Source organism: Streptomyces sp. NPDC099050 (assembly GCF_044759865.1).
Lineage (GTDB): Bacteria > Actinomycetota > Actinomycetes > Streptomycetales > Streptomycetaceae > Streptomyces.
Genome location: NZ_JBIWAE010000005.1, coordinates 219,451 through 231,942, shown reverse-complemented (window position 1 = coordinate 231,942; position 12,492 = coordinate 219,451). Strand labels below are relative to the sequence as shown.

Annotated in this window: 11 protein-coding genes; 6 read left to right on the top strand and 5 right to left on the bottom strand. The window is 72.3% G+C overall.

The features are described 5' to 3' along the window. Positions 1-16: 16 nt before the first annotated feature. Both ACIQV3_RS11220 and ACIQV3_RS11215 read right to left on the bottom strand, forming a co-directional pair. A complete protein-coding gene (locus ACIQV3_RS11220; protein WP_403711995.1) occupies positions 17-922 on the bottom strand; it encodes a LysR substrate-binding domain-containing protein in 906 nt (301 codons plus the stop codon). Between the two features lie 85 nt (positions 923-1,007). Then, positions 1,008-2,612 (bottom strand): S1C family serine protease, encoded by a 1,605-nt coding sequence (locus tag ACIQV3_RS11215; RefSeq protein WP_403711993.1) that lies wholly within the window; start codon positions 2,610-2,612, stop codon positions 1,008-1,010. Between the two features lie 236 nt (positions 2,613-2,848). On the opposite strand from ACIQV3_RS11215, the gene ACIQV3_RS11210 reads away from it, so the two are divergent. From ACIQV3_RS11210 to ACIQV3_RS11200, 3 genes are all read left to right on the top strand, one after another. Next, positions 2,849-3,649, top strand: coding sequence for a glycerophosphodiester phosphodiesterase (locus ACIQV3_RS11210; protein ID WP_403711991.1), 801 nt, complete (start codon positions 2,849-2,851; stop codon positions 3,647-3,649). 180 nt (positions 3,650-3,829) lie between these two features. Continuing rightward, a complete protein-coding gene (locus tag ACIQV3_RS11205; RefSeq protein WP_403712309.1) occupies positions 3,830-4,336 on the top strand; it encodes an ATP-binding protein in 507 nt (168 codons plus the stop codon). A 155-nt stretch (positions 4,337-4,491) separates the two neighbouring features. Further along, positions 4,492-5,466: a DUF5926 family protein gene (locus ACIQV3_RS11200; protein WP_403711989.1), complete on the top strand. Its 975-nt coding sequence runs from the start codon at positions 4,492-4,494 to the stop codon at positions 5,464-5,466. A gap of 275 nt (positions 5,467-5,741) precedes the next feature. On the opposite strand, the gene ACIQV3_RS11195 is transcribed toward ACIQV3_RS11200, so the two are convergent. Then, positions 5,742-6,374, bottom strand: a complete 633-nt coding sequence (locus ACIQV3_RS11195) for a hypothetical protein (RefSeq protein ID WP_403711987.1) — start codon at positions 6,372-6,374, stop codon at positions 5,742-5,744. Positions 6,375-6,481: 107 nt separating this feature from the next. After that, positions 6,482-7,180, bottom strand: a complete 699-nt coding sequence (locus ACIQV3_RS11190; protein WP_403711985.1) for a bifunctional DNA primase/polymerase — start codon at positions 7,178-7,180, stop codon at positions 6,482-6,484. Positions 7,181-7,587: 407 nt separating this feature from the next. On the opposite strand from ACIQV3_RS11190, the gene ACIQV3_RS11185 reads away from it, so the two are divergent. Both ACIQV3_RS11185 and ACIQV3_RS11180 read left to right on the top strand, forming a co-directional pair. Then, positions 7,588-9,195 (top strand): PP2C family protein-serine/threonine phosphatase, encoded by a 1,608-nt coding sequence (locus tag ACIQV3_RS11185; RefSeq protein WP_403711983.1) that lies wholly within the window; start codon positions 7,588-7,590, stop codon positions 9,193-9,195. Between the two features lie 178 nt (positions 9,196-9,373). After that, complete coding sequence (locus ACIQV3_RS11180) at positions 9,374-10,840, top strand: aminopeptidase P family protein (protein WP_403711981.1); 1,467 nt, start codon at positions 9,374-9,376, stop codon at positions 10,838-10,840. A gap of 112 nt (positions 10,841-10,952) precedes the next feature. On the opposite strand, the gene ACIQV3_RS11175 is transcribed toward ACIQV3_RS11180, so the two are convergent. Next, positions 10,953-11,441 (bottom strand): ATP-binding protein, encoded by a 489-nt coding sequence (locus tag ACIQV3_RS11175; protein ID WP_403711979.1) that lies wholly within the window; start codon positions 11,439-11,441, stop codon positions 10,953-10,955. A 190-nt stretch (positions 11,442-11,631) separates the two neighbouring features. Between ACIQV3_RS11175 and ACIQV3_RS11170 the strand changes: the two genes are divergently transcribed. Next, the gene (locus ACIQV3_RS11170) at positions 11,632-12,447 is read left to right on the top strand and encodes a hypothetical protein (RefSeq protein WP_403711977.1); all 816 of its coding nucleotides are present in this window, start codon (positions 11,632-11,634) and stop codon (positions 12,445-12,447) included. Positions 12,448-12,492: the final 45 nt, after the last annotated feature.

Sequence of the window (12,492 nt, the reverse complement as noted above, 5' to 3'; positions counted from 1 at the left end):
CCTCCGGCGGACCGGTTCAGCAGCCGACGCGGTTCGAGGCCGCCTGCCGCAAGGCCTCCAGCACCACCGCCGTCGCCGGGACCCGCAGATGGTCGCGGTACACGTGTGCGGCGATGTGACGGCGGGCGGCCGGGAGCAGGGGCCGCCCGCACACCTTGCTCAGCGAGAGCGAGGGCAGCACCAGCGCGGGCATCATGGCCACGCCCAGGCCCTGTGCGACCAGGCTCTGGACCACCAGGTTGTCGTCGGTGGCGAACCGGATGTCGGGGACGAAGCCGAGCCCCGCGCATTCGTGCAGGAGGTTCGCCCGGCAGCGCGGGCAGCCGGCGATCCACCGCTCCTCGGAGAGGTCCGCGAGGTGCACGGCCCGCCGCCTGGCCAGCGGGTGCCCGGTCGGCAGCAGCACCGTCAGCTGGTCCTCCATGAGCCTGACCTCGGCGACCTCCTCCGGCACCTCCTCGTGCAGGCCGGGATAGGTGAAGGCCAGGGTGATGTCGCACTCGCCCCGCTCCAGCCTGCGCAAGGAATCCGGGGGCTCCCCCTCCAGCAACTCGACCTGGATGCCCGGATGCTCCTTGGCCAGGCTGCTCAGGGCTTCGGGGACCAGGGTGACGTTGGCGCTGGGGAAGCCGCACAGCCGGACGCGGCCGGTCCGCAGCCGGGCGTACGCCTTCAGCTGTGCCTCGGCGGCGGAGAGGCTGCCGAGGATGGTCTCCGCGTGCCGGGCCATCGATTCCCCGGCCTCGGTGAGCTGCATGCGGCGTCCCACGCGGGTGAACAGCGGGGTGCCGACGGCGCGTTCGAGCGCCTTCATCTGCTGGGTGATCGCGGGCTGGGTGTACCCGAGGACCCGCGCGGCGGCCGAGTAGGACCCCGAGGCGACCACCTCGTGGAACGTCCGTATGTGCCGCGAATCGAACACGGTCGAAGCATAAGCGGACGTTGGGAGGGGCCGCAGGCACAATCGCGCCTACGGCCCATCGCCATCAAGCCAGTTGGTCCCGCTGCTACTTGTCGCCGACCCGCGAGCCGAGCGTGATGTCCACCGTGGTCGGCTTGCCGCCGCGCAGGTAGGTCAGCTTCACCGTGTCGCCCGGCTTGTACGTCCAGATCTCGCTGATCAGGGTCGGGCCGCTGTCGATCGGCTTGCCGCCGAACTCGGTGATGATGTCGCCGGGCTTCAGGCCCGCCTTGCCCGCCGGGCCGCTCGGGTCGACCAGTTCGCCGGCCGAGGCGCCCGTCTCGGAGATCTTCGCGCCGTCGGTCTTGGCCGCGAGGTCCACGGAGACCGAGATCACCGGGTAGACCGGCTTGCCCGTCTTGATCAGCGATTCGGCGACGTTCTTCGCCTGGTTGACCGGAATGGCGAAACCGAGGCCGATGGAGCCGGCCTGGCCGCCGCCGAAGCCGCCGTTGCCGGCCGACTGGATCGCGGAGTTGATGCCGATGACCGCGCCGCGGCTGTCGAGCAGCGGACCGCCGGAGTTGCCCGGGTTGATCGAGGCGTCCGTCTGGAGGGCGCTCATGTACGAGTTCTTCCCGCTGGAGCCGTCACCGGAGGCGACCGGGCGGTTCTTGGCGCTGACGATTCCGGTGGTGACCGTGTTGGACAGGCCGAACGGCGCACCGATCGCGATGGTCGAGTCGCCGACGGCGACCTTGTCCGAGTCGCCGAGGGGCAGCGGCTTGAGGCCGGACGGCGGGTTCTTCAGCTTGATGACGGCGACGTCGTACCCCTGGGCCCGGCCGACGACCTCGGCCTCGTACTTCTTGCCGTCGGAGAAGGTCGCGCTGAGCTTGCCGCCGTTGGCCGCCGAGGCGACCACGTGGTTGTTCGTGAGGATGTGGCCCTGCTGGTCGTAGACGAACCCGGTGCCGGTACCGCCCTCGCCGTCGCCTGCCGAGGCCTCGATGGTGACGACGCTGGGCAGCGCGCCGGCGGCCAGGCCCGCGACGGAGCCGGCATCGCGCTTGAGGTCCTTGGGCGTGTTGCCGGCGCTGACCGTGGTCGAGCCGGAGCCGTCGGCGCTGCGGTCGGCGGCCCAGTAGCCGACGCCGCCGCCGACGCCGCCCGCGATGAGGGCCGCCGCGAGCACGCCCGCGATCAGGCCGCCCTTGCCCTTCCGCTTGGGCTGCGGAGCGCCGTCGGTGGCCAGGGGCACGCCCCAGCCGCCACCGCCGTGGCCGCCGTGGCCGTCGCCGGCACCGTACGCGGGAGCCGCGGGCGGCGGGGGCGGCCAGCCCTCGGCGCCCATCGCCTGCGGCGCGGGAGCGGGGGCCTGGGCGTAGGCCGGGGTGACCGGCGGGGCCGGGCTCTCGGGGTACGCGGCAGCCGGGTACGCAGCCGGGGCCGGGGCCGGGGGCTGGACGGCCGCGGCGGGCTGGGCCGGCGCGGGCTGGGCCGCCGGAGTCCGGGGGAGCTGCTGGGTGGGCTCGGCGCCTGGCGCGGGCGTCGGCGGCAGCTGCTGCGTCACCGGCTCCGCGGGCGTCGGCGCGGCGGGGGCGGCAGGCGCGGGGGCGGCAGGCGCGGCGTCGACGGGCGCGGCCACCGGGGGTACGGGCGGAGCCGCGGGGGGCGTCGGGGCCGCGGTGCCCTCGTTCTCGGTGCTCACAGCGCTCTCTCCTCGTCACACACGGCTTCAGAAATACGGGCTATATCGGTCCGACTGAACGTTCGACGTGCCGTACAAGTTCCGGGGCAAAGCCTTTCCCATGACCCGTCAGAGCACTGTAAGCCGGACCTGTGAGTCTCCCCCATCCTTTATCTGCGACATTTCGGACGCATCCCCAGAAGCACCTGCCGAGCCCTCCACGACACCCGGGGCCCTCTCGGTGGCACCATGAGCCGGTGACCCACGCAACGCCGCGCCCCATCCAGGTCGTCGCCCACCGCGGCGCCTCGGAGGATGCCCCCGAACACACGCTGGCGGCCTACCGCAAGGCCATCGAGGACGGGGCCGACGCCCTCGAATGCGATATCCGGCTCACGGCCGACGGCCACCTGGTCCTGGTCCACGACCGGCGGGTGAACCGCACCTCCAACGGCCGCGGCGCCGTCTCCGCCCTGGAGCTGGCCGATCTCGCCGCCCTCGATTTCGGCTCGTGGAAGGACCGGGAGGAGTCTCCCGACTGGGACGCCGACCCCGAGCGGACCTCCGTGCTCACCCTGGAGCGGCTGCTGGAGCTGGTCGCGGACGCCGGGCGGCCGGTACAGCTGGCGATCGAGACGAAGCACCCGACCCGCTGGGCCGGACAGGTGGAGGAGCGGCTGCTCTTCCTCCTCAAGCGCTTCGCGCTGGACGCCCCGCCCGCCGAGGGGCCGCACCCGGTCCGGGTCATGAGCTTCTCCGCGCGCTCCCTGCACCGGATGCGGGCGGCCGCGCCGACGGTCCCGACCGTGTACCTGATGCAGTTCATCTCCCCCCGGATGCGGGACGGGCGACTGCCGGCCGGGGTGCGGATCGCCGGGCCCGGAATGCGGATCGTGCGCAACCACCCGGGCTTCATCCGCAAACTTCAGGCCTCGGGGTACTCCGTTCACGTATGGACCGTGAACGATCCGGAAGATGTTCATCTCTGCGCTGATCTGGGCGTGGAAGCGATCATCACGAACCGACCGCGACAAGTTTTGTCACAGCTGGGCCGCTGACATCCCGTTTTGCGCACTCGTCCCACGCGAACCACCCGTTACGGGGTGTGCACCGGCGCATCCACTCCGCGTTCGGTCGTCGTGAATGCGTCAGAGGGCGCCCGTCCGACGGTTTCCGGTCCAGGCCATTGGGGCATCCAGACCATGCGTGGGGCTAAGGAGGTTCCGGGGGTGGCGTTGATGGTGGCACAAGAAGTGCCCACGTCGTCGTGCATGGACGTTTCCCATGGTCCTGCGGGCGTGGGCGAGGCGAGGCACCGGATGCGCGAGCAGTTGCGCATCAGCGGGGTGTCCGAATCGATCGTGGATGACGCCGTACTGATCCTTTCCGAACTACTCAGCAACGCCTGCCGGCACGGCAGACCGCTGGGCGTACGGGAGATCGGCGACGGCGGGATACACGCGTCGTGGCACGTCGACAAGGCGGGGCGGCTGACGGTCGAGGTCACGGACGGCGGCGGGCCCACCCGCCCCATCCCGGCCAAGCCCTCGGTCACCGCGCGGGGCGGGCGGGGGCTGAACATCATCAGCGCCCTGGCCCAGGACTGGGGTGTCCGGGACGGAGCGGCGGGTGAGGTCACCGTATGGGCGACCGTTGCCTGTGGGACCCGGCACGAGGATTTCGCTACGCGCGTTGCGTCCCCGGCGATCGATTTCAGTATGGCTTTCGACGACCTGGATCCCTGATCCGACCGGTCCTCGACCGCGGGTGGACGGATGGCGGCCGTCCGGGAGCGCACGCCGACCGTGCTCCCGGCCGCACCCCACCGGTTGTGGCGGTACGAACGGCTAGGCTCGCGCCCAGACCGACGCCGTACCGCCGCAACCGGGAGACACCCACGATGGCCAAGAAGCGCCCCGCCGCGAAGTCCGCAAAGCCGCAGCTCAACAACGGGGAGATCCCGGTGGTGGGCGCTCGCGAGCCCTGCCCCTGCGGATCCGGGCGCCGTTACAAGGCCTGCCACGGCGCGGCCGCCGCGCACGCCGTGACCGAGCACGTGGCCCGCCCGTTCGAGGGCCTGCCCGGCGAGTGCGACTGGGTGGCGCTGCGCGAGCTCGTCCCCGCCGCCACCGTGCCGCTCACCCTCAAGGGCGGACTGCCCGAGGGCGTCCCCTCCGTCACGCTGGTGACCGTGCTCCCGCTGGCCTCGCCGGCGCTGCGCCGCGAGGACGGCTCCGTCCTGCTCGGCCTGCAGAACGACTCGACCAGCGGCGACCTCGCCCGGGACATGGCCGACACCCTGGAGCGCGCGCTCGTGGCCGAGCCCGGCACCGTCGTCGCCGCCCGCCGGGTTCCGGCCGAGGGTCCGCGACTTCAGGATCTCCTGTCCGTGGACGGCGTTTTCGAGCCGGTTGTCCACAGCGGGTTCGAATTCTGGATTCCGGAAGCGGAGAGCGCCCAGAGCGCCTCCCCGGAGGTCGCCGCCTCCCTGGAGCGCGCCAACGCGGCCGCCATCCCTACCGTCAAGCTGACCGGCGTGGATGCCGCCTACTGGTGCGAGACCCCGGACAAGAACCACCTGCGCTGGGTCATGCCGCACCCCGAGGAGAAGCTGCTCGACGCGCTCGCGCGCCTGTCCGCCGCGGGCACGTCCTCGCTCGGCGAGGGCACCAAGCTGGTCGGCTCCTTCCGCGCCCACGGCCTGATGGTCCCCGTCTGGGACCTGCCGACCGGAGTCTCGGCCGAGGACGTGGAGAAGCCCGCGGCCGAACTCGCGGAGCGGCTCGCCGCGGCACTCGCCACGGACGCGCCGCTGACCACGGAGGAGCGCCGGGCGCGCGGCGGCCTCACCAACCGCCAGGTCACCCTCAGCTGACCGGGTGGCCGGCCCGTTCGCGGGCCGGCCACGAGGGTCCGCCCCAAGGCCCGCACGAAGGCCCGCACGAGGGGCCTCGGGCGCTACCACGGATGGCCATCGGTGACCGGTCACCGGTGATCGGAGTCACAACTCCCGCTAATCGCCTGCAAATCGGTGTCCGAATATCAGAGATCGAATTTGCGAACAGGCGATCTCTTGTTACCGTTCTTGTAGCCCGGTCGCTGGTGCATCCCCCGTCGCCAGCGACCGGGCCCTTGAGTTTCCGGTGACGCTCAACCATCACCCCGGACCGGTGAGTTGCTCCCGGACCGCAGCAGCAGAGCTCCTTCATCATCCGGAACTGCAAACTCCGCTACGGCCGAGTAGTCCGCCGGAACCCCGGCCGACTCCTCCCCCGGCGTCTCGCACAGCCCCGGTTCGTCACCCGCGCCGACCGCACAGCGGATCTGCACCGTGCGCCCCGCCGGACCCATCACCGTGAGCACCGCGTCGAGCGCGCGGCCGCTGGTGTTCCGGTAGTAGCTGCGCCCCCACGTCCGGCCCTCGCCCGACAGGACGCACGTCTGCGCCTCCACCCCTTGCGGGGAGGACAGTTCGGGTCCGCAGCGGGCGTCCGTACGCGGCTGCTCGGCGGGGCCCGGACGGGCCGGCGCCGCGGCGGGGGCCGGCGTACGGGACCCGCCCGGGGCGGAACTCGCCTCCGAGCCGGCCGAATCGGCGAAATCCCCGGAGCCGGATCTTCCTCGGGCACCCTCGGACGCGTGCCCGAGGCCGAAGGTGGAGAGCAACCCGCCACCCTTTCCATCGCTCTGACCGGCGAAATCCGGCCCGGCGATCGCTCCCGCCAACGGGAGCGACAAGATGATCAACACACCGGCGCCGATACCGATCAGGCGGAGATTCATTCGCCGAAGATAGCGATGCGGGAATGGGGCACGGAGATCCCCGCGCCCAATTCCCTTGCAAACTCGTCTCGCTGACACCCGTACGAGTGATCCGTCAGCGCATGAGCTCAGTACGCGAGCCGGCTCCCGCCGCCCGGCGCCCCACTGCTCGCCTCCACCAGCGCGTCCACGACCGCCTCCACCTCAGGCAGCCAGATCTCCCCGGACCCCGCCGGCTCGCGCTCCCACCGCACCTGACCGCCGCCCACCGCGGGGGAGGGCGGGAGGAGCAAATAGCCGCCCTCGCCGTGGAAACGCAGCGAGGAGGGCACGTGGTCCTTGGCGTAGAGGATCTCGCCGAGCCGCTCCAGCGAGTACGGCGCCACGAGCAGCGACCACCGCGTGGGCGTGGCCACGATCGGCCCGAGCCGCATCCCCTCGGCGTCCAGTCGTACGACGGCGCGCGCGGCCGCCGCGGCGGGCAGGCTCACCGCGCAGGGCGCGCTGCCGCCGGTGGCCAGCAGGATCGGGGCACCCGCCCGGTTGGCCCACCACCAGGACACCATTCGGGGGTCGGTGGTGGCCGCGAGCAGCCCCGGATCGAAGGGGTGAGCGCCGGGGACGACGCAGTCGGGGTCGGGGCATGCGCACCGGGTGCTGTCGGTGCCGGAGCGCCCGACACCCGGCAGCACGGGCCAGTTCCAGGTGTCGGCGCAGGTCAGCGCCGCTTCGAGAAGAGCCGGCGCTTCACCCTGCGGCGGGGCGGGGCGCAGGGATTGCAAGCGATTGCGAAGCCGCTGGAGACGCCTTCCGAGGATCTCGCGCATGAGCGCTCGTTCCTTTCCGTTGAACGCCGAGGGCCACATCACACCATGTAAGCGGTGGTTCACCACACGTACACGTTTCGCGTCACTGTCCGCCTGAAGCAGGTTCACACGGTTCGTGCAGTTCTCTTACGGGTCCATGAAACGTCCGTCGGGGGCGGTGCGCGACCCGGGACCGTGCGGGGGACGGCTGCCGTCGATGGGGACGACGGGCCGCGCCCGGCGGTTCCCGGCGGGCACCAGGATGCGCCAACTCTCCCCGGGTGCAACGGATTACGTACCCGGACCGGCCGACGGACTCGCCCAGTCGACCGCAAAAACCGTCCGCTTCCCGCTTTTTCCGGCCAAGTTCTAGCCCGGACCGAACAGTGAGTTGCCGTCCCACGGACACCAGGATTCCCACCTGGGCAATGCTGGACATCGCTCCTCGTGTGCGTGTAGATGTGGATTCATTGATAGCGGCGCAGCATGATCTGGGGGTTTGCGATGCTATATGGCGAATCGCACCAGCTGGAAAGGCGGACGCCATGAGCGCCCCGCATCTGCCGAAAGTGGCTGGAATCGATCCAGCTGTCACAGCGTCCCCGCACACTGTGGCGCCCACACCGGCTCCTACGGCCGTGCCCACCTCGACGAGCCCGCGATCGGCCCACACGCCGACGCAGAACCCCGCCGCGAGCTCGGTCATTCAAGACCGCCTCGCCGGGATGGTCTCCGACCTCACCACCCTCCACGAACTCACCGAGCGGCTCGCCCGCGCCAGTGACCTCACCTCTTCCCTCCAGGAGTTCCTGCGGGCGGGCGCGGCCCTCGTCGGCGCCCGGCGCGGCCTGATCGTCCTGGAGCCCTCCGACGGACTCGGCCCCACCAGCACGATCGGCCTCGGCCTCGGCCACGCCGACCTCGGCCACATCGAGACCGTGCCGCGCAGCGCCACCTCCTACGGCCGCATCCTCGACGGCCTGCCCGACGCCCACGGAGGCTCGGAGGTGCTGCCCGAGCCCGGCAGGCTTCCCGGCCCCGGCGCCGGCGGGTACGGCACGCCCGTCGACCCCCGCCACCGCGAGGTCGCCGCCCGCCTCGGCTACGCCGCCAGCTACGCGCTGCCGCTGACCGCCGAAGCCACCGGCCGGCTCGGCGCGGCCGTCTGGCTCTACGACGAACAGGCCGAGCCCAACGACCGCCAGCGCGACCTGGCCGGGCTGTACGTCCGGCACGCCGCCGAGCACCTGGCCCGGATGCTGGAGGTGGAGCGCGCCCGCGCCGGCCTGGCCACCGTCGCCGAGGAACTGCTGCCCAGCAGGCTCCCCCGGATCTCCGGGGTCCAGCTCGCCGCCCGGCACCACACCGGCCCGCACGGCGGAGGCGACTGGTACGACGCGCTGCCGCTGCCGGAGGGCGCCCTCGGCCTGGCCGTGGGCTCCGTCACCGGCTCGGGACCGAGCGCCGTCGCCGCGATGGGCCGGCTGCGCGCCTCGCTGCGTGCGTACGCCGTCATGGAGGGCGAGGACCCCGTCGCCGTACTCTCCGATCTGGAACTGCTGCTGCGCCTGACCGAGCCCGCGCGCTCGGCGACCGCGCTCTTCGCCTACTGCGAGCCCGCCGGGGGCCCGAACGCGAACGGCCGGGGCAGGAAGCTCATCCTGGCCGGGGCCGGGCACACCCCGCCGCTGCTGATCGGCGAGCGGCGCACCGAGTACGTGGAGACCACCCTCTCCGCGCCGCTCGGAATGCTGTCCTGCTGGGAGGCGCCGAGCGTGGAGATCGAGCCCGCGCCCGGAGAAACGGTGCTGCTGTACACGGACGGACTGCTGCGGCGCACCGGGGACCCGATGGACCGGGCGTACGCGCGGCTGCACGCCGCCGCCGCGGGGATCCCCCGTAGCGCGCGTGAGGACCCGGGCGCCATCTGCGACCACATCCTGCGCACGGTGCTGCCGGACGGCGAAGGGGACGGCCCCGCCGCCCCGGCGGACGCCTCCGAGGACATCGTGCTGCTCGCGGCACGGTTCGAGTGACGAGGCGATGAGGCGATGAGGCGATGAGGCGATGGGGGGCGGGCAATGGGGGACGGGGCGTGCGACGGTGTGGCCGGGTTTGGCGGATTTGTCACACGACCCGTCGGGGGGCGTCCGCTCACACATACGATGGATGAGGTCCATACCCGGTCCGTGTCCGTCGTACTGAGGAGAAGACGTGGCTGACGAGCTCACCCCGGAGACCCCGGAAGAAGAGCAGCCCAAGAAGAAGCACAAGCAGCGCAAGAACGGGCTGTACCCGGGTGTCAGCGAGGAGCTCGCCGCGAGCATGCGCACGGGCTGGGCCGACACCGAGCTGCGCGGGCTGGAGCCGATCGCTCAGGCCGCGCACACCGCCGCCCGCCGCTCCGCGCTGTCCCGGCGCTTCCCCGGCGAGCGCCTCGTCGTCCCCGCCGGGCGGCTGAAGACCCGCTCGAACGACACCGAGTACCCCTTCCGCGCCTCGACCGAGTACGCGTACCTCACCGGCGACCAGACCGAGAACGGCGTCCTGGTCCTGGAGCCCGCGGGGGACACCGGCCACCACGCCACCATCTACCTGCTGCCCCGCTCCGACCGCGAGAACGGCGAGTTCTGGCTCTCCGGCAGCGGCGAGCTGTGGGTCGGCCGCCGCCACTCCCTCACCGAGGCCGAGCAGCTCCTGGGCATCCCGGCGAAGGACGTGCGCAAGCTCGCCGAGGAGCTGGCCGAGGCCGAGGGCCCGGTCCGCAGCGTGCGCGGTCACGACTCCGTCATCGAGACCGCCCTGACCGACAAGGTCACCAAGGAGCACGACGAGGAGCTGCGCGTCTACCTCTCCGAGGCCCGCGCCGTGAAGGACGCCTTCGAGATCGGCGAACTGCAGAAGGCCGTCGACTCCACCGTCCGCGGCTTCGAGGACGTCGTGAAGGTGCTCGACAAGGCCGAGGCCACCTCCGAGCGCTACATCGAGGGCACCTTCTTCCTGCGCGCCCGCGTCGAGGGCAACGACGTCGGCTACGGCTCCATCTGCGCCGCCGGCCCGCACGCCTGCACCCTGCACTGGGTCCGCAACGACGGCGACGTCCGCTCCGGAGACCTGCTGCTGCTCGACGCCGGCGTGGAGACCCACTCCCTCTACACCGCCGACGTCACGCGCACGCTGCCGATCAGCGGCACGTACACCGACATCCAGCGCAAGATCTACGACGCGGTGTACGCCTCCCAGGAAGCCGGCATCGCCGCCGTGAAGCCGGGTGCGAAGTTCCGTGACTTCCACGACGCCTCGCAGCACGTGCTCGCCGAGAAGCTCGTCGAGTGGGGCCTGCTGGAGGGCCCGGTCGAGCGCGTCCTGGAGCTCGGTCTGCAGCGCCGCTGGACCCTGCACGGCACCGGTCACATGCTCGGCATGGACGTCCACGACTGCGCCGCGGCGCGCACCGAGGCGTACGTGGACGGCACGCTGGAGCCCGGCATGTGCCTGACGGTCGAGCCCGGTCTGTACTTCCAGGCCGACGACCTGACCGTGCCCGAGGAGTACCGCGGCATCGGCGTCCGGATCGAGGACGACATCCTCGTCACCGAGGACGGCAACCGGAACCTGTCGGCCGGGCTGCCCCGCACCTCGGACGAGGTCGAGGCCTGGATGGCGCGGCTCAAGGGCTGACGCCACCGTTCGTACGCGCCGATGGGCGGGACCCTCCACGGGTTCCGCCCATCGGCACGTCCACGGCCTTCGACGGCCTTCTGCGACCTTCCACGACCTTCCACGACACCTTCTACGACACCTTCAGCAGGGAGTCGTCCCGCCACTTCAGCATCTTGTCGAAGCTGACCACGGCGCCCCGGCCCGGCCGGTTGCGGAAGCGGACGTGGTCGGCCAGTTCCTCGATCAGGTGCAGGCCCCGGCCGTGCTCGGCCAGGGCCGGTCTGCGGCGGGCCACCGTCGCGGCCGGGAATCCCGGCCCCGAGTCGCTCACCTCGATGCGGCAGCGGTCCCCGTCCAGATAGGCCGTGACGTGGTACGCCCCGGTCCCGTCCGGGGATCCGCCGCCCGAGGGCGCGTCGTCCGTGCTGCCCGAGCGCGGGACGGCTTCGCGGCCGCCGTGCTCCACGGCGTTCGCGCACGCCTCGCTCAGCGCCACCGACAGGTCGAAGGAGATGTCCGGGTCGACCCCCGCCGTCTCCATCGTCCCCAACAGGAGTCGCCTCGCCAGGGGCACACTCGCTGCTTCGCGCCTCAAGTGGAGAGACCACCAGATGCTCATACGGTTACCTATTGCCGCCAGGGGCGGGGGCTAAGCCCCCGAAGGCCGACAGAGCCCTCGTTCGGCCGATGCGGCGCTCCCGGGCGACGGTGTATGCGGACGCGCGCCGGACACCCGTGCGCGGGAACGCAAACCGGCTGTCGCACCTGCCGTATGCGGCGCCTAAGGCCAGTGCGATGATGGCCCGGCCATGACTGCCCCCCACGCGACGCAGGCCGGACCCGGCCTCAGGCTGATCCGGGCCGCGGTGTTCACCGCGGTCTGTGTCGTGCTGTCCGCGGCCGGGCACGCACTGGCCTCCTGCGCGACGGTGCCCTGGTGGTCCCTCTGCGCCGGCTTCCTCGCCGTATTCGCGGGCGCGGCCGCGCTCGCCGGACGGCGCCGCTCGCTGCCCGGCATCGCCGCCGCGCTGGCGGGTGGACAGCTCGCGCTGCACACGGTGTTCAGCCTCGGCCAGCACAACGCCTCGGCGGGCGGCGGCACCTCCTCGGAGACCTCGCTCGCGGCGCTGGCCGCCCAACTGGTGTGCGGGGGCAACTCCGTACCGATCCACCCGTCGGATGCCCGGCGGATCGTGGAGAGCGCCGGGCTGGACCCGGATGCCTTGGCCGCGCAGGCCGGGGCGCAGGGACACATGGCCCACGCCCACATGGGGCCGGGCCTGGTGGAACCGGCCGGCGGACTGGTGGGGCTGCTCAGCCCGGCCATGCTGATCGGGCACCTGCTGGCCGCACTCGCCGCGGGCTGGCTGCTCGGACGCGGCGACGCCGCGCTGTTCCGCCTCCTCGAACTGTCCAGGCTCTCCGCCGGAGCCGGGCCGGTGCGCCCGCTGCGTGCCGCGCTGGCCTACGTACGAGCCCTCGGCGCGGGCCTTCAGGACCGGCCCGCCCGTACCCCCCGGGCAGCGGGCGCCGGGACCGGACCCGAGCTGTCCACGGGCCGGGACGCACTCCAGCACACGGTGATCAGGCGCGGGCCGCCGGCGGCGTTCGCCCTCGCAGCCTGAAGCGGCACCCTCCTCCCCGGGACTCACGACGGGAGCACCGGTGCC

What these genes read in the sequence shown, in the direction of transcription:
- ACIQV3_RS11195 (WP_403711987.1), bottom strand. Translation starts at nt 6,374, where the DNA reads ATGAATCTCCGCCTGATCGGTATCGGCGCCGGTGTGTTGATCATCTTG.
- ACIQV3_RS11200 (WP_403711989.1), top strand. Translation starts at nt 4,492, where the DNA reads ATGGCCAAGAAGCGCCCCGCCGCGAAGTCCGCAAAGCCGCAGCTCAAC.
- ACIQV3_RS11175 (WP_403711979.1), bottom strand. Translation starts at nt 11,441, where the DNA reads ATGAGCATCTGGTGGTCTCTCCACTTGAGGCGCGAAGCAGCGAGTGTG.
- ACIQV3_RS11205 (WP_403712309.1), top strand. Translation starts at nt 3,830, where the DNA reads ATGGTGGCACAAGAAGTGCCCACGTCGTCGTGCATGGACGTTTCCCAT.
- ACIQV3_RS11185 (WP_403711983.1), top strand. Translation starts at nt 7,588, where the DNA reads ATGCTGGACATCGCTCCTCGTGTGCGTGTAGATGTGGATTCATTGATA.
- ACIQV3_RS11170 (WP_403711977.1), top strand. Translation starts at nt 11,632, where the DNA reads ATGACTGCCCCCCACGCGACGCAGGCCGGACCCGGCCTCAGGCTGATC.
- ACIQV3_RS11190 (WP_403711985.1), bottom strand. Translation starts at nt 7,180, where the DNA reads ATGCGCGAGATCCTCGGAAGGCGTCTCCAGCGGCTTCGCAATCGCTTG.